At 72.3% G+C, this 26,509-nt stretch carries 23 protein-coding genes; 15 read left to right on the top strand and 8 right to left on the bottom strand.

Annotated elements, in window-relative coordinates:
- The first annotated feature begins 9 nt into the window (after positions 1 to 9).
- From FB157_RS25755 to FB157_RS25725, 7 genes are all read left to right on the top strand, one after another.
- The gene (locus FB157_RS25755; RefSeq protein WP_186581677.1) at positions 10 to 2,754 is read left to right on the top strand and encodes a DNA translocase FtsK; all 2,745 of its coding nucleotides are present in this window, start codon (positions 10 to 12) and stop codon (positions 2,752 to 2,754) included.
- Positions 2,755 to 3,032: 278 nt separating this feature from the next.
- Positions 3,033 to 3,878: a helix-turn-helix domain-containing protein gene (locus FB157_RS25750; RefSeq protein WP_145883016.1), complete on the top strand. Its 846-nt coding sequence runs from the start codon at positions 3,033 to 3,035 to the stop codon at positions 3,876 to 3,878.
- Between the two features lie 93 nt (positions 3,879 to 3,971).
- Positions 3,972 to 5,444, top strand: coding sequence for a 30S ribosomal protein S12 methylthiotransferase RimO (gene rimO, locus FB157_RS25745; RefSeq protein WP_145883015.1), 1,473 nt, complete (start codon positions 3,972 to 3,974; stop codon positions 5,442 to 5,444).
- Positions 5,441 to 6,202, top strand: coding sequence for a CDP-diacylglycerol--glycerol-3-phosphate 3-phosphatidyltransferase (gene pgsA / locus FB157_RS25740; RefSeq protein WP_145883014.1), 762 nt, complete (start codon positions 5,441 to 5,443; stop codon positions 6,200 to 6,202). Before rimO ends, pgsA begins: the two co-directional genes overlap by 4 nt.
- The gene (locus FB157_RS25735) at positions 6,199 to 6,744 is read left to right on the top strand and encodes a CinA family protein (protein ID WP_145883013.1); all 546 of its coding nucleotides are present in this window, start codon (positions 6,199 to 6,201) and stop codon (positions 6,742 to 6,744) included. Before pgsA ends, FB157_RS25735 begins: the two co-directional genes overlap by 4 nt.
- Positions 6,745 to 6,853: 109 nt before the next feature.
- The gene (locus FB157_RS25730) at positions 6,854 to 7,228 is read left to right on the top strand and encodes a helix-turn-helix domain-containing protein (RefSeq protein ID WP_145883012.1); all 375 of its coding nucleotides are present in this window, start codon (positions 6,854 to 6,856) and stop codon (positions 7,226 to 7,228) included.
- Positions 7,229 to 7,429: 201 nt separating this feature from the next.
- Entirely contained in the window at positions 7,430 to 7,900 is a 471-nt protein-coding gene (locus FB157_RS25725; protein ID WP_145883011.1) for a Dps family protein, read from the top strand.
- A 321-nt stretch (positions 7,901 to 8,221) separates the two neighbouring features.
- On the opposite strand, the gene FB157_RS25715 is transcribed toward FB157_RS25725, so the two are convergent.
- The 3 genes from FB157_RS25715 to FB157_RS25705 form a co-directional block, all read right to left on the bottom strand.
- Positions 8,222 to 8,986, bottom strand: coding sequence for an SDR family NAD(P)-dependent oxidoreductase (locus FB157_RS25715; protein ID WP_145883009.1), 765 nt, complete (start codon positions 8,984 to 8,986; stop codon positions 8,222 to 8,224).
- A gap of 32 nt (positions 8,987 to 9,018) precedes the next feature.
- Positions 9,019 to 9,864: an Fpg/Nei family DNA glycosylase gene (locus FB157_RS25710; protein ID WP_145883008.1), complete on the bottom strand. Its 846-nt coding sequence runs from the start codon at positions 9,862 to 9,864 to the stop codon at positions 9,019 to 9,021.
- A 75-nt stretch (positions 9,865 to 9,939) separates the two neighbouring features.
- Positions 9,940 to 14,982, bottom strand: a complete 5,043-nt coding sequence (locus tag FB157_RS25705) for an ATP-dependent helicase (RefSeq protein ID WP_145883007.1) — start codon at positions 14,980 to 14,982, stop codon at positions 9,940 to 9,942.
- A 104-nt stretch (positions 14,983 to 15,086) separates the two neighbouring features.
- Between FB157_RS25705 and FB157_RS25700 the strand changes: the two genes are divergently transcribed.
- The 3 genes from FB157_RS25700 to FB157_RS25690 are packed head-to-tail and all read left to right on the top strand — an operon-like array spanning position 15,087 to position 17,046.
- Positions 15,087 to 15,926 carry an AraC family transcriptional regulator gene (locus FB157_RS25700; RefSeq protein WP_145883006.1) on the top strand — a complete coding sequence of 280 codons (840 nt, stop codon included), beginning with the start codon at positions 15,087 to 15,089 and terminating at the stop codon, positions 15,924 to 15,926.
- A gap of 23 nt (positions 15,927 to 15,949) precedes the next feature.
- On the top strand, positions 15,950 to 16,741 hold the full coding sequence (locus tag FB157_RS25695; RefSeq protein ID WP_392283688.1) for an AzlC family ABC transporter permease: 792 nt from the start codon (positions 15,950 to 15,952) through the stop codon (positions 16,739 to 16,741).
- Positions 16,738 to 17,046, top strand: coding sequence for an AzlD domain-containing protein (locus FB157_RS25690; protein ID WP_145883005.1), 309 nt, complete (start codon positions 16,738 to 16,740; stop codon positions 17,044 to 17,046). The genes FB157_RS25695 and FB157_RS25690 overlap by 4 nt, the downstream gene beginning before the upstream one ends.
- Positions 17,047 to 17,198: 152 nt before the next feature.
- Here FB157_RS25690 and FB157_RS25685 read toward each other — a convergent pair whose 3' ends face one another.
- A complete protein-coding gene (locus FB157_RS25685; protein ID WP_145883004.1) occupies positions 17,199 to 18,143 on the bottom strand; it encodes a hypothetical protein in 945 nt (314 codons plus the stop codon).
- An 80-nt stretch (positions 18,144 to 18,223) separates the two neighbouring features.
- On the opposite strand from FB157_RS25685, the gene FB157_RS25680 reads away from it, so the two are divergent.
- Together FB157_RS25680 and FB157_RS25675 are read left to right on the top strand one after the other, a co-directional pair.
- A complete protein-coding gene (locus FB157_RS25680; protein ID WP_145883003.1) occupies positions 18,224 to 18,418 on the top strand; it encodes a DUF3046 domain-containing protein in 195 nt (64 codons plus the stop codon).
- Positions 18,419 to 18,478: 60 nt separating this feature from the next.
- A complete protein-coding gene (locus FB157_RS25675; RefSeq protein WP_145883002.1) occupies positions 18,479 to 19,723 on the top strand; it encodes an AI-2E family transporter in 1,245 nt (414 codons plus the stop codon).
- A gap of 22 nt (positions 19,724 to 19,745) precedes the next feature.
- On the opposite strand, the gene FB157_RS25670 is transcribed toward FB157_RS25675, so the two are convergent.
- Positions 19,746 to 20,489 (bottom strand): hypothetical protein, encoded by a 744-nt coding sequence (locus FB157_RS25670; RefSeq protein ID WP_145883001.1) that lies wholly within the window; start codon positions 20,487 to 20,489, stop codon positions 19,746 to 19,748.
- Between the two features lie 313 nt (positions 20,490 to 20,802).
- On the opposite strand from FB157_RS25670, the gene recA reads away from it, so the two are divergent.
- The 3 genes from recA to FB157_RS25655 all read left to right on the top strand — a co-directional run bounded on the left by recA (position 20,803) and on the right by FB157_RS25655 (position 25,379).
- Positions 20,803 to 21,918 carry a recombinase RecA gene (gene recA / locus FB157_RS25665; protein ID WP_145883000.1) on the top strand — a complete coding sequence of 372 codons (1,116 nt, stop codon included), beginning with the start codon at positions 20,803 to 20,805 and terminating at the stop codon, positions 21,916 to 21,918.
- A gap of 3 nt (positions 21,919 to 21,921) precedes the next feature.
- Complete coding sequence (recX, locus tag FB157_RS25660) at positions 21,922 to 22,674, top strand: recombination regulator RecX (RefSeq protein ID WP_145882999.1); 753 nt, start codon at positions 21,922 to 21,924, stop codon at positions 22,672 to 22,674.
- 176 nt (positions 22,675 to 22,850) lie between these two features.
- Entirely contained in the window at positions 22,851 to 25,379 is a 2,529-nt protein-coding gene (locus tag FB157_RS25655) for an FtsX-like permease family protein (protein WP_145882998.1), read from the top strand.
- Positions 25,380 to 25,423: 44 nt separating this feature from the next.
- Here the strand turns inward: FB157_RS25655 and FB157_RS25650 are convergent, their stop codons facing one another.
- The 3 genes from FB157_RS25650 to FB157_RS49460 form a co-directional block, all read right to left on the bottom strand.
- Positions 25,424 to 25,837, bottom strand: coding sequence for a rhodanese-like domain-containing protein (locus tag FB157_RS25650; protein ID WP_145882997.1), 414 nt, complete (start codon positions 25,835 to 25,837; stop codon positions 25,424 to 25,426).
- Positions 25,834 to 26,379 (bottom strand): cysteine dioxygenase, encoded by a 546-nt coding sequence (locus FB157_RS25645; RefSeq protein WP_145882996.1) that lies wholly within the window; start codon positions 26,377 to 26,379, stop codon positions 25,834 to 25,836. Before FB157_RS25645 ends, FB157_RS25650 begins: the two co-directional genes overlap by 4 nt.
- A gap of 71 nt (positions 26,380 to 26,450) precedes the next feature.
- Positions 26,451 to 26,498 (bottom strand): hypothetical protein, encoded by a 48-nt coding sequence (locus tag FB157_RS49460; protein ID WP_309506048.1) that lies wholly within the window; start codon positions 26,496 to 26,498, stop codon positions 26,451 to 26,453.
- Positions 26,499 to 26,509 lie beyond the last annotated feature (11 nt).

Genomic DNA, 26,509 nt, shown 5'->3' with positions numbered 1-26,509 from the left:
CTCACACCCATGGCCTCACGTCCCTCCGCAGCCAAGAAGCAGCCCGCGAAGAAGGCGGCCGCTCCCGCGAAGGCTCCGGCGAGGAAGGCCGCAGCGAAGAAGGCCCCGGCCAAGAAGGCGCCCGCCAAGAAGGCTCCGGCGAAGAAGGCCGCGCCTCCGAAGCCGGCACCGAATCCCACGGGGGGCGTGTACCGGCTCGTGCGCGCCGTCTGGCTCGGTCTCGCGCACGCGGTCGGCGCCGTCTTCCGGGGCATAGGGCAGGGCGCGAAGAACCTCGACCCGGCCCACCGCAAGGACGGTGTCGCACTGCTGCTCTTCGGCGTCGCGCTGATCGTCGCCGCCGGTACGTGGGCCGATCTGCGCGGTCCCGTCGGCGACCTGGTGGAGATCCTGGTCACCGGTGCCTTCGGCCGGCTCGACCTGCTGGTGCCGATACTGCTCGCGGTGATCGCCGTACGGTTCATCCGGCACCCGGAGAAGCCGGAGGCCAACGGGCGGATCGTCATCGGCCTGTCCGCGCTCGTCATCGGCGTGCTCGGCCAGGTCCACATCGCCTGCGGCTCGCCCGCCCGCGGCGACGGCATGCAGGCCATAAGGGACGCCGGCGGCCTCATCGGCTGGGCGGCGGCGACCCCGCTGACGTACACCATGAGCGAGGTGCTCGCCGTACCGCTGCTGGTGCTGCTGACGATCTTCGGGCTGCTGGTGGTCACCGCCACCCCGGTCAACGCCATCCCGCAGCGGCTGCGCGCGCTCGGCGTGCGCCTGGGCCTGCTGCCCGACCCGGAGGAGTACGAGCCCTCCGAGGACGACACGCGGTACGAGGAGCAGTGGCGCGAGGATCTGCCCGCACGCCCCCGAAGGCGCCGGAGCGTCCCCGAGGCGTACGACCCCGACGGCGCCGAGGAGGAGGCCCTCTCGCAGCGCCGCGGCCGCCCCAGGCGCTCCGCGGTGCCCCAGCCCGATCTGCAGCGCCAGATGGACGCGGTGGACGTCGCCGCGGCCGCCGCTGCCGCCCTAGACGGTGCCGTCCTGCACGGCATGCCGCCGTCCGCGCTCGTCGCCGACCTCACCCAGGGGGTGAGCGTGGGCGACCGTGAGGAGACCACACCGGTTCCCGCTCCGTCGCCGGAGCCCACGCCGGCCCCGGTTCCCGCGCCCGCCGCGCGCCCCAAGCAGGAGAAGCTGAAGGTCGCGAGCGTCCCCGACCTCACGAAGGCGGCCCCCGAGGAGTCCCGTGACCTGCCCGCGCGCGCGGAGCAGCTCCGGCTCTCCGGGGACATCACCTACTCGCTGCCGTCGCTCGACCTCCTCACCCGTGGAGGCCCCGGCAAGGTCCGCAGCGAGGCGAACGACGCGATCGTCGGCTCCCTGCGCAACGTCTTCTCCGAGTTCAAGGTGGACGCCGACGTCACCGGGTTCACCCGTGGCCCGACGGTCACCCGCTACGAGGTTCAGCTCGGCCCCGCCGTGAAGGTGGAGCGGATCACCGCGCTGACCAAGAACATCGCGTACGCCGTGGCCAGTCCGGACGTGCGGATCATCAGCCCCATCCCGGGCAAGTCCGCGGTCGGCATCGAGATCCCGAACACCGACCGGGAGATGGTCAACCTCGGCGACGTGCTGCGCCTCGCGGAGTCCGCCGAGGACGACGACCCGATGCTGGTCGCCTTCGGCAAGGACGTCGAGGGCGGGTACGTGATGCACTCGCTGGCGAAGATGCCGCACATGCTCGTCGCCGGTGCGACCGGTTCCGGCAAGTCCTCGTGCATCAACTGCCTGATCACCTCGGTCATGATGCGGGCGACCCCGGACGACGTCCGGATGATCCTGGTCGACCCCAAGCGCGTCGAGCTGACCGCCTACGAGGGCATCCCGCACCTGATCACGCCGATCATCACCAACCCCAAGCGGGCCGCCGAGGCGCTGCAGTGGGTCGTACGCGAGATGGACCTGCGCTACGACGACCTGGCCGCGTTCGGCTTCCGGCACATCGACGACTTCAACAAGGCCATCCGCGACGGCAAGGTGAAGCTGCCCGAGGGCAGCGAGCGGGAGCTGCAGCCGTACCCGTACCTGCTGGTGATCGTGGACGAGCTGGCCGACCTGATGATGGTCGCGCCGCGGGACGTCGAGGACGCCATCGTGCGCATCACGCAGCTCGCGCGTGCGGCCGGCATCCACCTGGTGCTCGCCACCCAGCGCCCGTCGGTCGACGTGGTCACCGGCCTGATCAAGGCCAACGTGCCCTCCCGGCTGGCGTTCGCCACCTCCTCGCTCGCCGACTCCCGGGTCATCCTCGACCAGCCCGGCGCCGAGAAGCTGATCGGCAAGGGCGACGGCCTGTTCCTGCCGATGGGCGCGAACAAGCCGACCCGTATGCAGGGCGCGTTCGTGACCGAGGCCGAGGTCGCGCTCGTCGTGCAGCACTGCAAGGACCAGATGGCGCCGGTGTTCCGGGACGACGTCACCGTGGGCACCAAGCAGAAGAAGGAGATCGACGAGGACATCGGCGACGACCTCGACCTGCTGTGCCAGGCGGCGGAGCTGGTCGTCTCCACCCAGTTCGGGTCGACGTCCATGCTCCAGCGCAAGCTGCGCGTCGGCTTCGCCAAGGCCGGGCGGCTCATGGACCTGATGGAGTCCCGGAACATCGTCGGCCCCAGTGAGGGCTCCAAGGCGCGTGACGTTCTTGTGAAACCTGACGAACTGGACGGCGTGCTCGCGCTGATTCGCGGGGAGTCTGACGGATAGGGCTGCGGACCGCCCGGCGTGTCGGGTTTACGCCGGGTGGCGGCAGGACCGTGATCCACCCGTTAGAGATCTGCGAGCAACCGTTTCCCTTTGTCGCACGTCAAGTTGAGCGAGAGGACAGGTTAGGGGCTCACTGTGGGCTTTGTGCCTGGCCCGCCGTTGGGATGAGCGGCCGTTCCGATGGCGTACAAATAGCACCGCACGGTCGCCTCATCGTTTCGCACCCCCCTAGACTGAACCTCCAGCACAGGTGGCTCACACGCTCGAAAGGCGCCCCCGTGTCCATCGGCAACTCCCCTGAAGACGAGCGTCCGTTCCAGGACGCGTCGGAGGAAGTCCGTCCCTCAGTGGGACGCGCCCTGAAGCAGGCGCGCATCGAGGCCGGGCTCACCGTCGACGACGTCAGCAGCGCCACTCGTGTCCGTATCGCCATCGTGCACGCCATCGAGGCGGACGACTTCGCCCCCTGTGGCGGGGACGTCTACGCCCGTGGGCACATCCGCACGCTGGCCAAGGCCGTCCATCTGGACCCCGCTCCGCTGATCGCGCAGTTCGACGCCGCGCACGGCGGGCGGCCCGCACCCACTCCGGCGGCTCCCCTGTTCGAGGCGGAACGTATCCGCCCCGAGCGGCGCGGGCCCAACTGGACCGCGGCCATGGTCGCCGCGATCGTCGCCGTCGTCGGCTTCGTCGGCTTCACCGCCTTCAAGGGCGGCGACAACGGGAACGACGCCAAGTCGCAGGTGGCCGACGGCGCCACCTCGCCCACCCCCAGCAAGGCCGCCTCGCCCACGCCCAAGAAGGACAAGCCCGCCGCGCCGACCTCCGAGGCGTCCGACAGCGCCATCGCGGCCGCCCCCCAGGACAAGGTGACCGTCCAGGTCAGTGCCGCGGGCGGGCGCAGCTGGATCTCCGCCAAGGACCACAACGGCCGGATGCTCTTCGACGGGCTGCTGAAGCAGGGCGAGTCCAAGACCTTCCAGGACAGCTCCAAGATCAACCTCATCCTCGGTGACGCCGGCGCGATCCAGCTCTACGTCAACGGAAAGAAGATCGAGGACAACTTCCAGAAGGGCGCTGTGGAACGCCTCACGTACACGAAGGGCGACCCCGAGGCCGGATGACGGGCCTCTGGGGGAGCGGACGCGAAGGGGTTGGCCAAGATCGGCCAACCCCTTCGACATGGGGTGTCTGACAGACAAAGTAGTCTTGAGCCCATGCCTGAACGCCGTACCGTCGCTCTCGTCACTCTCGGCTGCGCCCGTAACGAGGTGGACTCGGAGGAGCTCGCAGGCCGTTTGGAGGCGGACGGCTGGCAGCTCGTCGAGGACGCCGCGGACGCCGACGTCGCCGTGGTCAACACCTGTGGCTTCGTCGAAGCCGCCAAGAAGGACTCCGTGGACGCCCTGCTGGAGGCCAACGACCTCAAGGACCACGGCAGAACCCAGGCCGTCGTGGCGGTGGGCTGCATGGCCGAGCGGTACGGCAAGGAACTCGCCGAGGCCCTGCCCGAGGCCGACGGCGTGCTCGGCTTCGACGACTACGCCGACATCTCCGACCGCCTGCAGACCATCCTGTCCGGCGGCATCCACGCCGCCCACACCCCGCGTGACCGGCGCAAGCTGCTGCCGATCAGCCCGGCCGAGCGGCAGGAGTCGGCCGCCTCCGTCGCGCTGCCCGGCCACGGCCCGTCCGACCTCCCGGAAGGGGTCGCGCCCGCCTCCGGCCCCCGTGCGCCCCTGCGCCGCCGCCTGGACGGCGCCCCGGTCGCCTCCGTCAAGCTCGCCTCCGGCTGTGACCGGCGCTGCTCCTTCTGCGCCATCCCGTCCTTCCGCGGCTCCTTCATCTCCCGCCGCCCGAGCGACGTGCTGAACGAGACGCGGTGGCTGGCCGAGCAGGGCGTCAAGGAGATCATGCTGGTCTCCGAGAACAACACCTCCTACGGCAAGGACCTGGGCGACATCCGCCTGCTGGAGTCCCTGCTGCCGGAGCTGGCCGAGGTCGACGGCATCGAGCGGGTGCGGGTGAGCTACCTGCAGCCGGCCGAGATGCGCCCCGGCCTGATCGACGTCCTGACGTCCACCCCGAAGGTCGTGCCCTACTTCGACCTGTCCTTCCAGCACTCCGCGCCCGACGTGCTGCGCGCCATGCGCCGCTTCGGCGACACCGACCGCTTCCTGGAGCTGCTGGACACCATCCGCAGCAAGGCCCCCGAGGCCGGTGTGCGCTCCAACTTCATCGTCGGCTTCCCCGGCGAGACCGAGTGGGACCTGGCCGAGCTGGAGCGCTTCCTGAACGGCGCCCGCCTGGATGCCATCGGTGTCTTCGGCTACTCCGACGAGGAGGGCACGGAGGCGGCGACGTACGAGAACAAGCTCGACGAGGACGTCGTCGCCGAGCGCCTGGCCCACATCTCCCGGCTCGCCGAGGATCTCGTCTCGCAGCGCGCCGAGGAGCGCCTCGGCGAGACCGTGCACGTCCTCGTGGAGTCCGTGGACGAGGAAGAGGGCGTGTACGGCCGTGCCGAGCACCAGGCGCCGGAGACGGACGGACAGGTGCTGCTCACGAGCGGCGAGGGCCTGAGCGTCGGACGTATGGTCGAGGCGAAGGTGGTCGGTACGGAAGGTGTCGACCTCGTCGCCGAGCCGCTCACCGGCTCGCTCGCGTGTAGTGAGGAGGCGGGCAGATGACCGGAGTCCCGGCATCCGCCGCGGGCGGCTCCTCCGGCGCGCAGGGCGCGCGGGGTTCCGCCGCCGCTGCCGACGGCGCTGCTTCCGAGGTCTCCGGTCCCGCTTCCGACTCCGCTGCCGAAGGTGCGAAGCCCCCGCGTGGCGCGAAGATCGCGGCCGCGGCCGTCAACCAGGCCAGCCTGTGGAACGTCGCCAATCTGCTGACGATGCTCCGGCTGCTGCTGGTGCCCGGTTTCGTGGCGCTGATGCTGGCGGACGGCGGCTACGACCCGGCCTGGCGCTCGCTGGCCTGGGCGGCCTTCGCCGTCGCCATGATCACCGATCTGTTCGACGGGCATCTGGCGCGCACCTACAACCTGGTCACCGATTTCGGGAAGATCGCCGACCCCATCGCCGACAAGGCGATCATGGGGGCGGCGCTCATCTGTCTGTCCGCCCTGGGCGACCTCCCGTGGTGGGTGACGGCCGTGATCCTCGGCCGGGAACTCGGCATCACGCTGATGCGTTTTCTGGTCATTCGCTACGGCGTGATCCCCGCGAGCCGGGGCGGCAAGCTCAAGACGCTCACCCAGGGCGTGGCCGTCGGGATGTACGTCCTGGCACTGACGGGGTGGCTGGCGACCCTGAGGTTCTGGGTGATGGCCGTGGCGGTCGTCCTCACCGTCGTCACTGGCCTCGACTACGTGAGACAAGCCATTGTGCTGCGCCGGCAGGGAATCGCCGAGCGCGCGGCCGCGTTGGAGGAGAAGGAAGCGTGAGTTCCCCGGCCACCGAACTGGTGCGACTACTGACCGTGAGGGGCGAGAGCATCGCCGTCGCGGAGTCGCTCACCGGTGGTCTCGTCGCGGCGGAGATCACGGCCGTCCCCGGGGCGTCCAAGGTCTTCCGGGGTTCGGTCACCGCCTACGCCACCGACCTGAAGCACGAGCTGCTCGGCGTCGACGCCACTCTGCTGGCGGCGCAGGGGGCGGTGGATCCGCAGGTCGCGGCCCAGATGGCGGCCGGGGTCCGCAAAGCCCTGGGAGCCGACTGGGGTATCGCGACGACCGGTGTCGCCGGACCCGAACCGCAGGACGGCCGCCCCGTCGGAACGGTCTTCGTGGCCGTCGACGGGCCTCTCACCGCCAGCTCCGGTTCTGCCGGTGGCGGAAAAGTAGCGGCCCTGCGGTTGAACGGCGACCGTGCGGAAATTCGTATGGAGAGTGTACGGAGCGTACTCGCACTGCTTCTGAGGGAGCTTGCGGGCGAACAGACCGGGAACGAGCGGGCACAGGATACGGAACGGAACGGGGGGTTTTGATGTTTACAGCCCTGAGTGAACACGACATCGCTCCCCGCACGGCCGCGGCGCGAGGCGGTACGGTGGGGCGAGAAGGATGCGGCTACGCGGTCCGAGGAGGGAGCCACCGATGATTCTGCTCCGTCGCCTGCTTGGTGACGTGCTGCGTCGGCAGCGCCAACGCCAGGGCCGTACTCTGCGCGAAGTCTCCTCGTCCGCCCGAGTCTCACTCGGCTATCTCTCCGAGGTGGAGCGGGGGCAGAAGGAGGCTTCCTCCGAGCTGCTCTCCGCCATCTGCGACGCGCTGGACGTACGGATGTCGGAACTGATGCGAGAGGTGAGCGACGAACTGGCGCTCGCCGAGCTGGCCCAGTCCGCCGCGGCTACCGAGCCCGTACCCACGCCGGTCCGTCCGGTGCTGGGTACCGTGTCGGTGGCCGGCGTGCCACCGGAACGGGTGACCATCAAGGCGCCCGCCGGAGCGGTGGACGTGGTCGCCGCGTGACGTCCGTGTGCGCGGCTTAGCCACCCGGGAAGGCGTGAAGCCTCGGCCGGGCTTCCCCAGGTCTCCCTGGGGAAGCCCGGCCGAGGCTTTTGTGTGCTCCGGGCGTGTGATTCCTGTCTCTTTTGCCTCCATTTGCCGGTATTCGGCGGGGCGGTCATCGTGGAGGGACGTGCCTGCGCCGAATGCACCGGAGGAAAGTGGATGTCAGTCGTGAAGAGCCCATTGCCCGATGACGATCTGAAGACCGTGTCCGAGGCGCTGCACGGCGCCCTGGTCGACCTGGTGGACCTCTCGCTGGTCGCCAAGCAGATCCACTGGAACGTCGTAGGACCCCGCTTCCGGTCCATCCACCTCCAGCTCGACGAGGTCGTCGACTCCGCCCGCACGCACTCCGACACGGTGGCCGAGCGGGCGTCCGCCCTCGGTGTCCCGCCCGACGGGCGCGCGGCCACGGTGGCCTCCGCCAGCGGCATCGGGACCGCCCCGGCCGGCTGGATCAAGGACACGGACGCGGTCCGCACGATGGTGGACGCCCTGGGCGCGGTGATCACCCGGATGCGGGAGCGGGTCCAGGGGACCGGAGAGGCGGATCCGGTGTCCCAGGACATCTTCATCGGCATCACGGCGGACCTGGAGAAGCATCACTGGATGTTCCAGGCGGAGAACGCGTGAGCGTGTCGGAGTGCCCGGTGTTGCATCGGTGAGCCCTCGGTGCGCCTCCCGTGCGGGTCACGAGGCGTTCTAGCTTCCCGCTGGAGGTGGCGGCCATGGTGGGGCGGATACTGCGCTGGGGGGCCGCGCTCGGGCTGGGGGCGGTCTGGTGGTGGGCGGTCCTGCGGATCGCCGTGGGGTCCGGCGCCGGGGTGCTCGAGGGGGCCGTCGCGGTCAGCGGATGGGGGCTGAGCGTGCTGCCGGTGCACTGCGTGTCCAAGAGACGTGCGGTGGGAGCCGTGGAAACGGGGCGGTGGGCGGCCGCCTGGCGGGCGGAGGGCGCTACCAGGGCATCGCCACGCCCCCGTTCGGACGCAGGATCTGACCCGTCGTGAACGCCGACGCGTCCGACGCCAGGTACAGCACCGTGTGCGCGACGTCGTCCGGCTCGCCGACCCGGCCCAGCGGGGACATCCGGGCCATCAGGGACTCGGTGTGCGCCTGTGCCTCCTGGTCGTGACGGTCGGTCATGGGCGTCCGGATCCAGCCCGGTGCGACCGCGTTCACCCGGATGCCGTGCCGGCCGACCTCGGTGGCCAGCGTCTTCGTCAACTGGACCACGGCCGCTTTCGCCGCGCCGTAGCAGAGCAGTCCGGGGCCTCCGGTGTCGACGGCGCCGGAGGCCATGGTGACGATGCTGCCCCGGGTGCCGTGGGCGAGCATCAGCCGGGCCGCCTCCTGGCAGGCGTACAGCACACCCTTGAAGTTGACGTTCAGGACGCGGTCCAGATCCTCGTCCCGGGTCTCCAGGACCGGGCTGCTGTGCATGATCCCGGCGATCGCGGCCATGGCGTCCAAGTGTCCGCAGGAGCGGACGGCCGCCGCGAGGGCGGCTCGGTCGGTGACGTCGACGGTGTGCGTGCGGGCCGTGCCGCCGCGGTCCTCGATCAGCTTGGCCGTGCCGAGCAGGCCGTCCGCGTCCAGGTCGGCGCAGTGCACCATGGCACCAGCCGACGCGAGCAGGACGGCGGAGGCCCGGCCGATGCCGCCGGCGGCTCCGGTGACGAACGCGGTGCGTCCGGTGAGGTCGTACGCCTGGAGGGGCATACAGGGACGGTACGAGCGTTTCTGACGGTCCGTCAATTGGCTGGACGGGGATAGCGGCTGCGCCACTGCTGTGCCGTCCCCGGCGCCGGCGCGGGGCCCGTCTGACAGGCCGGGCACCAGTAGGTGGGGCGCTCCTGGGATCCGTCGCCCTGGTCGGCCACCCTCACCGGTGTGCGACAGCGCAGACAGGGGCGGGACGCGCGGCCGTACACGAACAGGTCCTGCCGGGGCAGGCCCGTGGTCTGGCGGACCGGGCGGTCGCGGTTGGCCTCCAGGAGCTTCTTGGCGAGGGCGGGCAGCTTGGCGGCGCGGTCCGCGGGCAGGGCGCCGGCCGGCAGCCAGGGCGTCACGCCAAGCAGGAAGCACAGCTCGCTCTTGTAGACGTTGCCGATGCCGGCCAGATTGCGCTGGTCGAGCAGGGCCTCGCCGAGGGGGCGGGCGGGGTCCTCGAGGAGGTTGGCGAGGGCACGCTCCGGGTCCCAGTCCGGACCGAGCAGGTCGGGTCCCAGGTGACCGACTACGCGCTCCTCCTCGCCGGTGCGCAGGAACTCCAGCACCTGGAGGCGATAGCCGACGGCGGTGCGATCGGCGGTGCCGAGGATCACCCGGATCTGGTGCGCCGGGCCGCCCCGCCAGCGCTCGTCCGTGCCGTACACCTTCCAGGCGCCTTCCATGCGCAGGTGCGTGTGCAGGGTCAGGTCGCCCTCGAAGCGGGTGAGCAGATGTTTGCCGCGCGGGGTCGTGCTCAGGACCGTACGGCCCTGGAGGTCGACCGTCGCGTATTTCGGCACCCGGAAGTCGCTGCGGGTCAGCACCTTGCCCGCGAGGGCCTCGTGCAACCGCCTCGCGGTCTGCCAGACCGTGTCACCTTCGGGCATGCGTCAAGGGTGCCACGGTGGGGTGACACGGGGCGGCCGTAACCCGGGGGCCGATGCTCCGCGGGATCGCGGTGCTCAGGCTCTCAGCCGCAGACCACGCGGCGTGGCGATGAAGCCCGCCGCCTCCAGCAGGGTGCCCAGGGGAGCGGTCAGGGCCTGGGCGCCGTTGATCCGCTCCACCGTCACCGTGCCCAGCGAGCCCGCGCGGGCGGCAGCGGCCAGGGCCTCAGCGGCCGTGCCCAGCCGTGGATCGTCGGCGGCGGCGGCGGCATCCGGGTCCGCGGGCCAGGCCAGCAGCGTCTTGCCGCCGCGCTCCATGTACAGCGTCAACTCGCCCTCCACCAGCACGACGAGGGAGCCCGCCTTGCGGCCCGGCTTGTGCCCGGCCCCGTTCGGCGGCTCGGGCCAGGGGAGCGCCGCGCCATAGGCGTTGGCGGGGTCGGCCGCGGCGAGGACCACGGTGCGCGGGTCGGGGGACGACGGTCGCGTACGACGGTCGCCGAAGCCGCGGCTCGCCGGTGAGCCGTACGGGGAGGCCGCGCCGCCGCGGGGGCCGCCGTAGCCGGGGGAGGCGAAGGGGTCGGGGGGAGCAAGGTCGCGGGGGGAGACGTACTCGTCGGCGCGACGGTTCTCCGGTGGCCAGGTGAAGTCGCCCGGCGTGGCCGGGTGGTCCTCGGGCGGCCAGGTGAAGTCGCCGTCGAGGCCCGGGTGGGCGCGTCCGGCGTCGGCCTGGTCGAAGACGTTCGGGGTGGTGTGGCCGCCGTCGAGGAACAGCGGGTTTCCGCTGCCGAAGCCGTTCGGACCCGGGGCGGGCAGGCCCTCGCCGCGATCGCGGGCGTTGGACACCGCGCGGAGACGGTCGACCGCGCCGTCCATCGCGAACTGGGCTGCCCCCAGGCCTTCGACCACGTAGCCGCGCCGCGCCTGACCGCTCTCCTCGAACGCCGACAGCACGCGGTACACCGCCGAGAAGCCGCCCTCGACGCCCTCCGCGGCGACCGCTCCCCGGGTGACCACACCGTGCCGGTCGAGGAGGGTGCGGGCCAGCGCGTGGGCGCGCACGGTGGCGTCCGGCTCGGCCGCGGGCAGCAGGGCCCAGCGGCCGGCCACCGTGGGCGGGCCGGTGCGGGAGGCGGGGCGGGCGGCGGCCGTCAGAGAGCCGTACCTGCCGCGCGGGACGGTTCGCTTGGCGCGGTGCGCCGTCGAGCCCGCCGTACGGCCCGAGCCCAGCAGGGAGCGCATCGGGGCGAGGGTGTCGTTGGTGAGCCGCCCCGACCACGCCAGGTCCCACAGGGCGTCGGCCAGTTGGGGATCGGTGGCGTCGGGGTGGGTGGTGGCCCGGATCTGGTCGGCGATCTGCCGGAAGAACAGGCCGTAGCCACCGGAGAGCGCGTCCAGGACGGACTGGTGGAGCGCCGTCGGCTCAAGGGGATGCGGCGGCGGCAGGAGCAGCGGCGCAGCGTCCGCCATGTACAGCGAGACCCAGCCGTCCTTGCCGGGCAGGGCGCCCGCTCCGGCCCACACCACCTCGCCGGCGGAGGTCAGTTCGTCGAGCATCGACGGCGTGTAGTCCGCCACCCGGGAGGGCAGGACCAGCTTCTCCAGCGCGGAGGCCGGCACGGAGGCGCCCTGCAACTGCTCGACGGCGCGCACCAGTCCGTCGATGCCGCGCAGACCGTGACCCTTGCCGATGTGCTGCCACTGCGGCAGGAACTGTGCCAGGGCGGCCGGCGGCACCGGCTCCAGCTCGTGCCGCAGCGCGGCCAGGGAGCGGCGGCGCAGCCGGCGCAGTACGGCGGCGTCGCACCACTCCTGGCCGATGCCCGCCGGGTGGAACTCGCCCTGCACGACCCGGCCGTTCGCGGCCAGCCGCTGCAGGGCGCCCTCGGTGACCGCCACGCCCAGGCCGAAGCGGGCCGCCGCGGTGGCCGACGTGAAGGGACCGTGGGTGCGGGCGTGGCGCGCGAGGAGGTCGCCGAGCGGGTCCTTCACCGGCTCGGTGAACGCCTCGGGGACACCGACCGGCAACGCCGTGCCGAGCGCGTCGCGCAGCCGGCCCGCGTCCTCGACGGCCGCCCAGTGGTCCCTGCCCGCGATACGGACCCGGATGACCCGGCGGGCAGCGGCCAGCTCCCGTGCCCACTGAGGCTCGGCGCCCCGCTCGGCCAGCTCGGCGTCGGTGAGCGGGCCGAGCAGGCGCAGCACGTCGGCCACGCCCTCCACGTCCTTGACCCGCCGGTCCTGCGTCAGCCACTGCAGCTCGCGCTCCAGCTCGGCCAGCACCTCCGCGTCGAGCAGCTCACGCAGCTCCGCCTGGCCCAGCAGCTCGGCCAGCAGCCGGGAGTCCAGGGACAGCGCGGCGGCGCGGCGCTCGGCGAGCGGGGAGTCGCCCTCGTACAGGAACTGGGCGACGTACCCGAACAGGAGGGACCGGGCGAACGGGGACGGCTCCGGGGTGGTGACCTCGACCAGGCGGACCTTGCGGGACTCGATGTCGCCCATCAGCTCCACGAGGCCGGGGACGTCGAAGACGTCCTGGAGGCACTCGCGGACCGCTTCCAGGACGATCGGGAACGAGCCGAACTCGCTGGCCACCTGCAAAAGTTGGGCCGCCCGCTGGCGCTGCTGCCACAAGGGCGTGCGCTTGCCGGGGTTGCGGCGCGGCAGCAGCAGCGCGCGGGCCGCGCACTCCCGGAACCGGGAGGCGAACAGGGCGGAGCTGCCGACCTGGTCGGTGACGACCTGGTCGACCTCGCCCTTGTCGAAGGCGACGTCCGCCGCGCCCACCGGAGCCTGCTCGCTGTCGTACTCGGTGCCCCCCTTCATGGGCTCCTGGTCGAGCAGGTCCAGGCCCATCAGGTCGGCGTCGGGCAGACGCAGCACGATGCCGTCGTCGGCGTGCATGACCTGCGCGTCCATGCCGTACCGCTCGGCGAGGCGGGCGCCGAGCGCCAGGGCCCAGGGGGCGTGCACCTGGGCGCCGAAGGGGGAGTGGACGACGACCCGCCAGTCGCCCAGCTCGTCGCGGAAGCGCTCGACCACGATCGTGCGGTCGTCGGGGACATGGCCGCAGGCCTCGCGCTGCTCGTCCAGGTAGGACAGGACGTTGTCGGCCGCCCATGTGTCCAGGCCCGCCGCGAGCAGACGCAGCCGGGCGTCGTCCTTGGGCAGCGAGCCGACCTCGCGCAGGAACGCGCCCACCGCGCGCCCCAGTTCGAGCGGACGGCCCAGCTGGTCGCCCTTCCAGAACGGTAGCCTTCCCGGCACGCCCGGCGCGGGGGAGACCAGCACCCGGTCGCGTGTGATGTCCTCGATGCGCCAGGAACTCGTGCCCAGCGTGAAGACGTCCCCCACCCGGGACTCGTACACCATCTCCTCGTCCAGCTCGCCGACCCGGCCGCCGCCCTTCTTGGGGTCGGAACCGGCGAGGAAGACACCGAAGAGGCCGCGGTCGGGGATCGTGCCGCCGGAGGTGACGGCCAGGCGCTGGGCGCCCGGCCGGCCGGTGATCGTGCCGGCGACGCGGTCCCACACCACGCGCGGGCGCAGCTCGGCGAACGCGTCGGACGGGTAGCGGCCCGCCAGCATGTCCAGGGTCGCCGTGAACGCCGACTCGGGCAGCGAGGCGAAGGGGGCGGCGCGGCGGACCGTGGCGAGCAGGTCGTCGAACTGCCAGGTGTCCAGTGCCGTCATGGCGACGAGCTGCTGGGCCAGCACGTCCAGCGGGTTCGCGGGGACCCTCAGGGACTCGATGGCACCGGTGCGCATCCGCTCGGTGACCACGGCCGACTGGACCAGGTCGCCCCGGTACTTGGGGAAGACCACACCGGTGGAGACGGCGCCCACCTGGTGCCCCGCGCGGCCGACGCGCTGGAGCCCGGAGGCCACCGAGGGCGGGGACTCGACCTGCACGACGAGGTCGACGGCGCCCATGTCGATGCCCAGCTCCAGGCTGGACGTGGCGACCACGGCGGGCAGCCGGCCCGCCTTCAGGTCCTCCTCGACGAGGGCCCGCTGCTCCTTGGAGACCGAGCCGTGGTGCGCGCGGGCGATCACCGGGGGCGCGCCCTGGGCCGCTCCCGAGCCGCCCATCAGCTCGGCCGGTGCGTGGTGCTCCTGCAGCGTCTCGCCGGTCGCCCGCTCGTAGGCGATCTCGTTGAGCCGGTTGCACAGCCGCTCGGCCAGGCGCCGGGAGTTGGCGAACACGATCGTGGAGCGGTGGGCCTGGACCAGGTCGGCGATCCGCTCCTCCACATGCGGCCAGATCGACGGCTTCTCCGCTCCCTCGTTGCCGTCGGCCGCCTGGGAGCCTCCCACCCGTCGCTCACCACCACCCTTATTGGGACGCGCTTCGCGCGGCTCGCCCGGATTGCTCATGTCCTCGACCGGGACGACCACGGAGAGGTCGAACTCCTTGCCGGACTCCGGCTGGACGATCTCCACCTTGCGGCGCGGCGAGAGATAGCGGGCCACCTCGTCCACCGGGCGGACGGTCGCCGACAGGCCGATCCGGCGGGCCGGCCTCGGCAGCAGCTCGTCCAGCCGCTCCAGGGACAGCGCGAGGTGCGCGCCGCGCTTGGTGCCCGCGACCGCGTGCACCTCGTCCAGGATCACCGTCTCCACACCCGTCAGCGCGTCCCGCGTGGCCGACGTGAGCATCAGGAACAGCGACTCGGGGGTGGTGATCAGGATGTCCGGCGGACGCGTGGACAGCGCGCGCCGCTCGGCGGCCGGGGTGTCGCCGGAGCGGATGCCGACCTTCACCTCGGGCTCGGGCAGGCCCAGGCGCACGGACTCCTGGCGTATACCGGTCAGCGGGCTGCGCAGGTTCCGCTCGACGTCGACCGCGAGCGCCTTCAGCGGTGACACGTACAGCACCCGGCAGCGCTTCTTCGGGTCGGCCGGGGGCGGGGACGAGGCCAGCTGGTCAAGGGCGGCGAGGAACGCGGCCAGCGTCTTGCCCGAGCCGGTGGGGGCGACCACCAGCACGTCCGAGCCCTCGCGGATGGCCTGCCACGCGCCCGCCTGGGCCGCGGTGGGCGCGGAGAACGCCCCCGTGAACCAGCCGCGGGTCGCGGGCGAGAAGCCGTCGAGGGCTCGGTGTGCGGAGCTGACCATGCCACCCATCCTGCACCCGGCCACTGACAATCGTGCTGACCTGCAAGGAACAGGCGGGAGCGGGCCGGGGCGGACGGCCGGCGGGCGGGACGGACAATGGTCGTATGGCGGGTTCAGCGGAGCGGGCGCGGCACTGGCGGTACGAGGAGCTTCCCGGCGTCGACCTGCTGCGCGCCCACTACATCCGCAAGACCTTCGTCCGGCACACCCACGAGAACTTCGTGATCGCGGCCATCGCCGACGGCGTCGAGGTCTTCCACCACCGAGGCTCCGACGTGTCCGCCGGCGCAGGTGCCCTGGCACTGGTCAATCCGGACACCCCGCACACGGGCCGGGCCGGTGTCCCCGAGGGCTGGCGGTACGGTGCGGTCTACCCCTCGCCCGAGGTGGTGGCCGGGATCGCGGCCGAGACCACCACGATTCGCGGCACACCCGGCTTCGTCAGTCCGGTCCTCGACGATCCGTACGCCGTCCGCCTGGTCCATCAGGTGCTCCGCGCCGCGGACGAGGGCAACGCGCTGGCCGCGGACACCCTCTTGCGTGTGGCCGTCACCAGGCTGCTGCGGCTCAACGGCGGGCCGCTGCCGCAGCGGCGGACACGGACCGCCGGAGCGCGGACCGCGGCACGCGCGCGTGCCGTGCTGGAGGAGCGGATGGCCGAGCCGCCGACCCTGGAACGCCTCGCCACCGACCTCGGAACCAGTCCGTTCGCCCTGCTGCGGGCGTTCCGCGACGCCTACGGCATGCCGCCGCACACCTGGCTGACCGACGCCCGGGTACGGCGCGCGCGGCTGTTGCTCGACGCGGGCACGGCGCCCGCCGAGGCGGCCGCCGCCGTCGGCTTCACGGACCAGCCGCACCTCAACCGGCACTTCACCCGGATCGTCGGAGTCCCTCCGGGCGCCTATCAGCGCGAGCGCAAGAACGTACAAGACCTGGGCTGACGACCGCCCGTAGCGTCAGGTGTGTGGCACAACAGACAGCACTCGCGGACATGGCCGCCGACGGCACGGAAAAGCCCGACTCCGCCGTCGTACGGGACGCCCTGGGCGTCGGCGTCGCCGTCGGGCTGTCCGGGGTCGCCTTCGGGGTGACCTCGGTCGGCAGCGGACTCGGACTCATGCAGACCTGCGCGCTCAGCCTCCTGGTGTTCACCGGCGCCTCCCAGTTCGCCCTGGTGGGCGCGCTCGCCGCCGGCGGCAATCCGTTGACGGCCGCCGCCGGCGCGTTCTTCCTGGGCGTGCGCAACGCCTTCTACGGGCTGCGGCTGTCGCAGCTGCTGGCCCTCCCGCGCGCGGTGCGGCCGTTCGCCGCCCAGTGGGTGATCGACGAGACCACGGCGGTGACCCTGGCCCAGCCGACCCGGCGGGCCGCGCGGATCGGGTTCACCGTCACCGGGCTCAGTCTCTATCTGCTGTGGAACCTCACCACGCTGCTCGGCGCGGTGGGTGCTAAGGCCATCGGGGACAGCGACGCGTGGGGCCTGGACGCGGCCGGACCGGCGGTCTTCCTGGCCCTGCTCGCGCCGATGCTGAAGACGTCCACGGAGCGCATGGTCGCGGGCCTCGCGATCCTGCTGGGCCTCGGCCTGCTGCCCGTCCTGCCGGCCGGCGTACCGGTCCTGGCGGCCGCGCTGGCGGCACCGGCCGTGCTGTTCGCCGCGGGGCGGCGCAGCGGTCGTACCCGGCAGGACGCGCCGGACGCGCAGGGGGAGCCGGACGGTCAGGATGTGCCGGGCGGATCGGAGGAGGTCCGATGAACACGTGGATCGCGATCGCTGCGACCGCTCTCGGCTGCTACGTCGTCAAACTCGCCGGACTGCTGGTCCCCGCGGACGTCCTGGAGCGGCCGTTCGTCCGGCGGCTCGCCGCCCTGCTGCCCGTCGCCCTCCTCGCCGCGCTCACGGCCCAGCAGACGTTCGCCGACGGGCACACGCTCGTGCTGGACGCGAGGGCCGCCGGACTCGGCGCGGCCGCCGTGGCGCTGGTGCTGCGGGCACCGTTCCTGCTGGTCGTCGCGGCGGCCGTGGTGGTGACGGCGGGGGTGCGGGCGATCGGTGGGTGAGCGCGGCTGGGGCCGGCGGGCTGGCAGGCTCAGCCGGGTCAGCCGGGTCAGCCGGGTCAGCCGGGTCAGCCGGGTCAGCCGGGTCAGCCGGGTTCAGCGAGGTCGGTCGGGCTCGGACGGGGGCGGCCGCGCTCAGCCCGGGGCAGCTGGACTCAGCCCACGAAGCGGCTGTACGCCCTGAGGGTGCGCAGCGCCTCGATGGTCACCACGGGGCGCGCCTCCAGCGTGGCCGCCGGTGCCCAGTGGTGCCAGCGGACGGGCCAGCCGCCGTCCTCCTGCTGCTCGGCCGCGAGGTGGTCCAGGGAGCGCGCCATCTCCGCGTCCGTGAACCACGCGCGCGCGAGCGATTGCGGGATCTTCGCGAAGTCGTGCGGGAAGTGGTGCTCGCCCGGGGCGTAGCCGGGAGCGACCGGGAAGGCGTCGAGGTGATCCGGGTCCAGGGCCGCCAGCCGTTGCTCGCGCACGAGGCGGCCGAGACGGTCGGCGGCGGCCTCCGCGCGCGAGCGGTCGGGAGCGGAGTCCAGGAAGGCCACGGCGGCCTCCACCTCGTAGGGGTGGGACTTCTCCAGGGACTCCACGGCCTGCCAGCAGAAGTCGGTGGCCCGGAACAGCCAGGCGTGCCAGACCTCGTTGCGGTGCAGGAGACCGACCACGGGGCCGGTGGCGAGCAGCTCGCTCGGGGGGTTGTCCACCACCGGGACGAACGGGGCCGACGGGTAGCCGCGCTGGCTGGGGTGGATCGCCGGCAGGGCGCCGTCCGCGGTGGAGACGGAGGTCAGATAGCGGCACACCCGCTCCACCCGCTGCCCGCCGCAGCGCCCGACGGCGTCCAGGACGCGCAGCGCGTGACCGGTGTGCAGGGGCTGGCTCACCGGGCCGCGCAGATCGGGTTCCAGCGCGTGACCGTACCCGCCGTCCTCGTTGCGGTAGGCGTCCAGCGCCGCCTCCACCGGATCGGCGGCTCCGTTCAGGAAGTGGTACGCGAAGAGCCGCTGCTCCAGCACGCGCGCGGTGAGCCAGACGAACTGTTCGGCGCGGAAGAGCGGGGAGCGCGCCGGGGGCGTAGAGGGCAGGGAGGAAGCTCCTGATTCGGCCATGCGACAGACCGTAGGGCGGAAAGCGGTCTCGGCAAGCGGTCCCGGGCGGGCCCCACTCTCAGGGGCGGGATACTGGGGTCATGCGGTTGACGGTCTTCTGGCAGCGGATGGCGGAACACTTCGGTCCGGGGTACGCCGACACCTTCGCGCGCGATCATGTGATGTCGGAGCTGGGCGAGCGCACGGTGCACGAGGCGCTGGACGCCGGCTGGGCGGCCAAGGACGTGTGGCGCGTGGTCTGCTCGGTCATGAACGTGCCCGGGGAGCGGCGCTGACCGGGCACGAACTTCCCGGGCGGCCATCGGGTTGTCGGCGGCGTGGGCGAGACTTGGCCCGTGGCACCCACTGACGAGACCGTGCCGGTCGACCGGCACGCAGCATCCCCGACCGCTTCGACGACGCCCGACCGGCCCCCGGCCGACGCCGCCGCGCCGGGCGGCCGCATGCCGCGCTGGCTGCCGCGCGCCATGGTGCTCGCGCTCGCGCTCATAGCCGCCTTCCAGCTGGGCAGCTGGGCCTTCCACCAGCTGACCGGACTGTTGATCAACATATTGATCGCGTTCTTCCTGGCCCTCGCCATAGAGCCCGCGGTGAGCTGGATGGCCGCCCGCGGCATGCGCAGGGGACTCGCCACCTTCCTGGTCTTCCTGGGCCTGGTGATCGTCACCGCCGGCTTCGTCACGTTGCTCGGCTCGATGCTGGCCGGCCAGATCATCAAGATGGTCGAGGGCTTCCCCGACTACCTGGACTCGGTCATCAACTGGATCAACGAGACGTTCCACACGGACCTGAGGCGCGTGGACGTCCAGGAGGGCCTGCTGCACTCCGACTGGCTGCGCAAGTACGCGCAGAACAGCGCGGCCGGAGTGCTCGACGTGTCCGCCCAGGTGCTCGGCGGCCTCTTCCAGCTGCTGACGGTCACGCTGTTCTCGTTCTACTTCGCCGCCGACGGTCCCCGGCTGCGCCGCGCGCTGTGCTCCGTCCTGCCGCCCGCGCGCCAGGCGGAGGTGCTGCGGGCCTGGGAGATCGCCGTCGACAAGACGGGCGGCTACCTCTACTCGCGCGGTCTGATGGCGCTCATCTCCGGGATAGCGCACTACATCCTGTTCCAGGCCCTGGGCGTGCCGTACGCGCCCGTGCTCGGTGTCTGGGTGGGGCTCGTCTCACAGTTCATCCCGACCATCGGCACCTACCTCGCGGGTGCGCTGCCGATGCTGATCGCGTTCACCGTGGCCCCCTGGTACGCGGTGTGGGTGCTGGTCTTCGTCGTGGTCTACCAGCAGTTCGAGAACTACATGCTGCAGCCCAAGCTGACCGCCAAGACCGTCGACATCCACCCGGCCGTCGCCTTCGGCTCGGTGATCGCGGGCACCGCGCTGCTGGGCGCGGTCGGCGCGCTGATCGCCATCCCGGCGGTCGCCACGCTGCAGGCCTTCCTGGGCGCGTACGTGAAGCGGTACGCCGTCACGGACGATCCCCGGGTGCACGGACACCGCACACGGGGGCCCGGCCGCCCAGGGGGGCGCACCCGCATTCGGCAGCTGTGGGAACGGCGGCCCGGCACGGAGGAGTCCTCGTAGGGTCCCGGGCCCGGGGTCGTGGTCAGTACGTCAGGACCGCCCACACCCCGGCGGCCGCGACGGCCGCCGCGTAGCAACCCACCGCGGCGGCCACGACACGCCACCGCGCGCGCTCGCTCCAGGTCGTGCGGGACAGCAGCCAGGCCAGCAGCGGCAGGACCAGGACGGCGTGCAGGCTCACTCCGTGCAGCGGCTTGAGCGGGGCCGTCGAGTGATAGGCGGCCTCCTGGTGGCCCGTCCGGGTGAGCACGACCCCGCGCGCGATCATCGCCACGCCCGAGGCCAGCGCCACGAGCAGGATCGCGAACCCCGAGCGCACCGCGAGCGGCATGCCGGCGGGGCCCGCCGGGTGGTGCCGGAAGGACGCGACGGCGAAGACGGTGAGCAGCGCCACCAGGACACCACCGCCCACCGCGAGCGTCATGGACACCGCGGTGTCGAAGGGGGTCTCCATGTTCAGGTGCGAGGGCACCCGGCGCCAGGCCTGAAGGGTGATGCCGCCGACCTCCAGCACACAGTCCGCGGCGAAGACGGCGAGCAGGACGGTGCGCAGCCGCGACCCGACGCGCAGGTACGACGTGACCCAGGTGATCGCGATCAGCGTCACCCCGAAGGAGAGCCCGAACGTGACGGGCTTGCGCCAGGAGACGGGACCGTCCCACGGGCCGCCGTCGACCGCGAACACCACCAGGTGGGCGAGACCGGAGAGAACGAGGAGCAGACCGGTCGCGTGGCACAGCCGCTCGGCGGGGCGCGGATTCTTCATGGGCCCAGGCTCCCGGGAGCGCGCCGTGCGGTCGTCGTCCGGCCGAAGACACCCGCTCTACGACGCCGGGAGTAGGGCGGGCGCCGCGGCGTGGGAGGGGGCTGCGGGCACTGCGTGGTGCGCTTGACACGAAAATCGAACATCCATTCTCATGGGGGCTTGGGCAAGGCTCCAGACGGGGATTTCGGCATGTTTCATGTTGAGATGTCCCCTTGTTATCCACAGGCCGGGCCGACGTCGGGGCGCATTGTCAGTGGCAGGCGTTAGCGTCTTTGACGTGAAGCGATCGACTCAAGCAAACCGGGTGGAACCCATGGCAGGAACCGACCGCGAGAAGGCGCTCGACGCCGCGCTCGCACAGATTGAACGACAATTCGGCAAGGGCGCGGTCATGCGCATGGGCGAGCGGTCGCGGGAGCCCATCGAGGTCATCCCGACCGGGTCGACCGCACTCGACGTCGCCCTCGGCGTCGGTGGGCTGCCGCGCGGCCGTGTGGTCGAGATCTACGGCCCGGAGTCCTCCGGTAAGACGACCCTGACCCTGCACGCCGTGGCCAACGCCCAGAAGGCGGGCGGTCAGGTCGCCTTCGTGGACGCCGAGCACGCCCTCGACCCCGAGTACGCGCGCAAGCTCGGTGTCGACATCGACAACCTGATCCTCTCCCAGCCCGACAACGGTGAGCAGGCCCTGGAGATCGTGGACATGCTCGTCCGCTCCGGCGCCCTCGACCTCATCGTCATCGACTCCGTCGCCGCGCTCGTCCCGCGTGCGGAGATCGAGGGCGAGATGGGTGACAGCCACGTCGGTCTGCAGGCCCGACTGATGAGCCAGGCCCTGCGGAAGATCACCAGCGCGCTCAACCAGTCCAAGACCACCGCGATCTTCATCAACCAGCTGCGCGAGAAGATCGGCGTGATGTTCGGCTCCCCGGAGACCACGACCGGTGGCCGGGCGCTGAAGTTCTACGCCTCGGTGCGTATCGACATCCGCCGCATCGAGACCCTGAAGGACGGCACGGAGGCGGTCGGCAACCGGACCCGCTGCAAGGTCGTCAAGAACAAGGTCGCCCCGCCCTTCAAGCAGGCCGAGTTCGACATCCTCTACGGCCAGGGCATCAGCCGCGAGGGCGGCCTGATTGACATGGGCGTGGAGCACGGCTTCGTCCGCAAGGCCGGCGCCTGGTACACGTACGAGGGCGACCAGCTCGGTCAGGGCAAGGAGAACGCGCGCAACTTCCTCAAGGACAACCCGGACCTGGCCAACGAGATCGAGAAGAAGATCAAGGAGAAGCTGGGCGTGGGTGTCCGGCCGGAGGAGCCCTCCGCCGAGCCGGGCGCGGACGCGGCGGTGACCAGCGCGGCCGAGGACGACACCAAGGCGGCGCCCGCCAAGGCCACCAAGCCCAAGGCCGCCACTGCCAAGAGCTGACCCGTGACACGACGAACCGACTGGGCCGAGTACGAGCACGCCATCCCCGGTGCCCCAAGGGGAAGAGGCAGCGGCGGCGACTCGGGCTCCGCCACGGCCGGTGACGACGGGTACGGCGACGGGGAGCACGGCGGGGCCGGGCCACGGGGCGGTCGGGGGCGCAGCCGTGGCCGCAGGCGGGGCGGCTTCGGGGAGCCGCCCGGTGAGGACGAAGGCACCCCTACCTCGTCGAGGGCCGAGCGGGGGGAGTCTTCAGGGGACCCGGCTGAGCGGGCGCGGGCGATCTGTCTGCGCCTGCTCACCGGGACCCCGCGCACCCGCAAGCAGCTCGGGGACGCCCTGCGCAAGCGGGAGATCCCCGAGGACGTGGCCGAGGAGGTGCTGTCCCGGTTCGAGGAGGTCGGGCTCATCGACGACAGCGCGTTCGCGGACGCCTGGGTGGAGTCCCGGCATCACGGCCGGGGGCTCGCCCGCCGCGCGCTGGCCCGGGAGCTGCGCACCAAGGGCGTCGACTCCGCGCTGATCGACGAGGCCGTCGGCCAGCTCGACTCCGAGCAGGAGGAGGCGACCGCCCGCGAGCTGGTCGCCCGCAAGCTGCGGGCCACCCGTGGCCTCGACCGCGACAAGCGGCTCCGGCGTCTCGCCGGCATGCTCGCCCGCAAGGGCTACCCCGAGGGCATGGCCCTCCGCGTGGTCCGCCAGGCCCTGGAGGAAGAGGGCGAGGACACGGAGTTCCTCGAGGGCGACTCGTTCTGACAGCCGGGCGCCCGGTTTGGCGGTGGGGTTAACCCCCGGCCAAGACGCCGGGCCACCGCAGTGCTTCCGGACCCGTGCACGCGCGAGTGTGTATCCATGCCCCGGACCACGGCCCGAGCCGAGGCCGGGGCGGCGCACGGACCCCCGAGACGCACAACAGAAGAGAGCCCGCCCCGATGATGCTGCGTTACGCCCTCCAGACCGTCCGCGCCCGAAAGGCGGGCTTTCTCGGCGCCTTCCTCGCCCTGATGTGCGCGGCCGCTCTGATCACCGCCTGTGGCACCCTCCTCGACACCGGCCTGCGCGGCACGATCCGCACCGAGCGCTATGCCGCCGCTCCCGTCGTGGTCTCCGCCGACCAGTACGTCCACCAGACCACCGTGAAGCACAAGAAGGGCAAGACCAAGGTCAAGCACAAGGCGAAACCCGTCGCCGAACGCGCCTGGCTCTCGGCCGACCTGCGCGACACCATCGCCCGCACCCCCGGAGTCGCCCGTGTCGTCCCCGAACTGACCTTCCTCGCACAGCCGTTGACCCAGGCGGGCGTCGACGGCCGTACCGCCTACGGGCATGCCTGGGACTCCGCGGCGCTGACGCCGTACCGGCTGACCACGGGCAGTGCGCCCAAGGCCGCCGGCGACCTCGTCATCGACGACGACCTCGCGGCACGCGCCCACCTCGGCCCCGGCGACCGCCTCACCGTGCAGTCGACGCAGTCCCCGCGCAGCTACCGGATCACCGGTATCGCCACACCGGCCACCGCCGTCCGCCACCAGACGTCGCTGTTCTTCGCCACGGCGGAGGCCGAGCGGCTGGCCGCGCACCCCGGGCAGGTCACCGCGTTCGGCGTGCTCCCGGCCAGGGGCACCGACCCGGAGGCGGTGCGGCAGGCCGTGGCGCGGGCACTGCACGGGACCACCGCGCAGGTCAGCGCCGGCGACGCCCGCGGGCCCGTCGAGTTCCTGGACGCGGCCGCCGCCCGCACCCGGCTGGTCAGCATGGGCGGCGCGATGGGCGGCACCTCGCTGCTGGTGGCGGTACTCGTGGTCGTCGGCACCTTCGCGCTCTCCGTCCAGCAGCGCCACCGCGAACTCGCCCTGCTCCGGGCCATCGCCGCCACGCCCGGACAGATCCGCACCCTGCTGGGCCGGGAGGCACTGATCGTCGGCGCGGCGGCGGGAAGCGCCGGCGCACTGCTAGGGCTGCCGCTGGGCGGCTGGCTGCACTCCAGGTTCGTCGCCCTGGGAGCCGTACCCGTCACGCTCCAGCACACCGTCAGCGTGTTCCCGCCGTTCACCGCCCTCGCCGCCACCCTGCTCGGCGCCTGGGCCGCGGCCCGGATCGCCTCCCGCAGGATCGCCGGGATCCGCCCGGCGGAAGCCCTGGCGGAGGCCAGGACCGAGCGCGCCCGCCCGGCCTGGGGGCGTATCGCCGCCGGTCTGCTGCTCCTCGCCGGCGGAGTGGTCCTCGTCGCCGTCCTCAGCTCCCTGCGTACCGAGCCCGCCTCGACTCCCGTGACCTTCCTCGCCGTCGTCGTCCTGTCCACCTCCGTGGCCCTGCTCGGCCCTCTGCTCGTCAAGGCGGCCGCGCTGCTGCTGGCCGGCCCCCTGCGGCTCACCGGTCACGGCGGCCGCCTCGCCACCGCCAACCTGCGCGGCAACGCCACCCGGATGGCCTCCGTCGTCACCCCCCTCACCCTGCTCATCGGCATGACCTGCACCGTCCTGTTCGTCCAGTCGACCCTCGGTGACGCCGCCCGGAGCCAGGCGCGCGAGGGCGTCACCGCCGACTGGGTCGTCGCCGCCCAGGGGCCCGGTGTCCCGGGCGAGGCCGCACGGCTGCTGCGCGCGCAGCACGACACCGTCACCGAGGTGGTCCGCACGACCGTTCGCATCGGCCTCGACAAGTACCCGGCCCAGGGCGTCACGCCGACCGGTCTGACCCGCACCTGGGACCCGAAGGTCACCGCCGGCTCCCTCCGCGATCTCGCCCCCGGCACCGTCGCCGTCAGTGAACTGGCCGCGGACCAGCACCACTTGAAGCCCGGAAGCACTCTGAAGCTCACGCTCGGCGACGGCACGCCCGCCACGCTCACCGTCGCCGCCGTCTACGACCGGGGTCTCGGCTTCGGCGACCTCACTCTCGCCCACGACCTCGTGGCCCGGCACATCGACAATCCGCTCGCCTCCTCCGTCCTCGTCGGCACGACCCGTACACAGACACAACTCGCGACTACGCTGCGTGAGTTCCCGGGGCTGCGGATTCTTTCGCCGGCCGCCGCGGATTCCCTCCAGGCCGACCGGCAGCAGGCGAACGCCGAGGTCAACTACCTGGCCATGGGGCTCGTGCTGGCCTTCACCGCCATCGCGGTCGTCAACACCCTCGCCATGTCGGTCGCTGAGCGTGTCCGGGAGTTCGCCCTGCTCCGCCTCGCCGGAGCGACCCGCCGTCAGGTGCTTCGCGTGCTGCGCACCGAGGTACTGTCCGTGCTGCTCCTCGCCACCGCGCTCGGCAGCGGCATCGCGCTCGCCGTACTCACCGCGTTCAGCGTCGGCATGACCGGCCGGGCGGCCCCGACGGTCACACCCCTGCTCTACGTCGGCGTGGTCGCGGTCGCCGCCCTGCTCGCGCTCGTCTCCAGTGCCCTTCCGGGCCGCGCGGCGCTGCGCGTCCCGGCGGTGACGGTGGCCACGGCGAAGGAGTGAGGAGGAGGGGGGAAGGCCTCGGCCACCGTCCCGTCGGGCCTGCGTCAGCCGGTCACCGGCTCCACCGGCAGCCCCTGTGTCCGCCACGCCTGGAAGCCACCCACCAGGTCCGTCGCCCGGTGCAGGCCAAGCTGGTGGAGCGAGGCGGCTGCCAGGCTGGAGGCGTAGCCCTCGTTGCAGATGACGACGACGCGCAGGTCGTGGCCGGTGGCCTCGGGGACCCGGTGGCTGCCCCGGGGGTCGAGACGCCACTCCAGTTCGTTGCGCTCGATGACGAGCGCGCCGGGGATCACGCCGTCCCGCTCGCGCAGGGCCGCGTACCGGATGTCGACCAGCAGGGCCTCACCGCGGCCTGCCGCCGCGTGCGCCTCCTGTGCCTCGATGCGCCGGTAGCCCGCGCGGACCCGCTCCAGCAGGTCGTCGATACCGACCGGCCGAATCTCCGTACCGTCGCTCACTGCCAGTCCTCCGGGCGCTCGACCTGCTCCAGGCGCAGCACCTGACCCGTGCGACTGTAGCGACGGATCCGCGGCAGCGGCGGGTAGTAGGCGTGGACGGAGACCGCGTGCCGGTCCGGGGACTCGTTCAGCACCTCGTGCACATGGTGGCGGCCGAAGGAGCGGCCCTGTCCCGCGGGCAGCCGGCGCTCGCGGTCGACGCCCTCGGCGAGTTCCAGGGTCTTCCAGCCGTCGGTGGGCAGCCGGGCGGCCAGGGAGGACTCAGTGAGCGCACCGTCCGCGGTGACGAAGGCGCCGACCGAGTCTGCGTGGTCGTGCCAGCCGGTGCCGCTGCCGGGCGGCCAGCCGATCAGCCAGGCCTCACTGCCGCCGGGGCCTTCGAGGCGCACCCAGGTGCGGCCCTCCGGGTCGAGCGGGAGCGAGGCGATCAGCTCGGTGTCGGCGGCCGTGCGCCGCGCGAAGTCGAGGAGGTCCGCCTGGGTCGGCGGCGAGTCGGCGGTACCGCCGGTGGCAGCGGGGGAGACGGAGGGGGTTACGGACACGTGCACCGTCCTGAAGAGGGTTCGCCGAACGGGCGCACAACGGCGCCCGGAGGAAGAAGAGGGGAGCGAATTCAGCAGGACGGGCGACACACGCAGCCCGCATAGCGGACGAGGTCCATATGGACCCTCC

It is taken from the genome of Streptomyces sp. BK340 (genome assembly GCF_007827595.1).
Taxonomy (GTDB): Bacteria; Actinomycetota; Actinomycetes; order Streptomycetales; family Streptomycetaceae; genus Streptomyces.
This window is presented reverse-complemented; position numbering and strand designations above follow the sequence as displayed.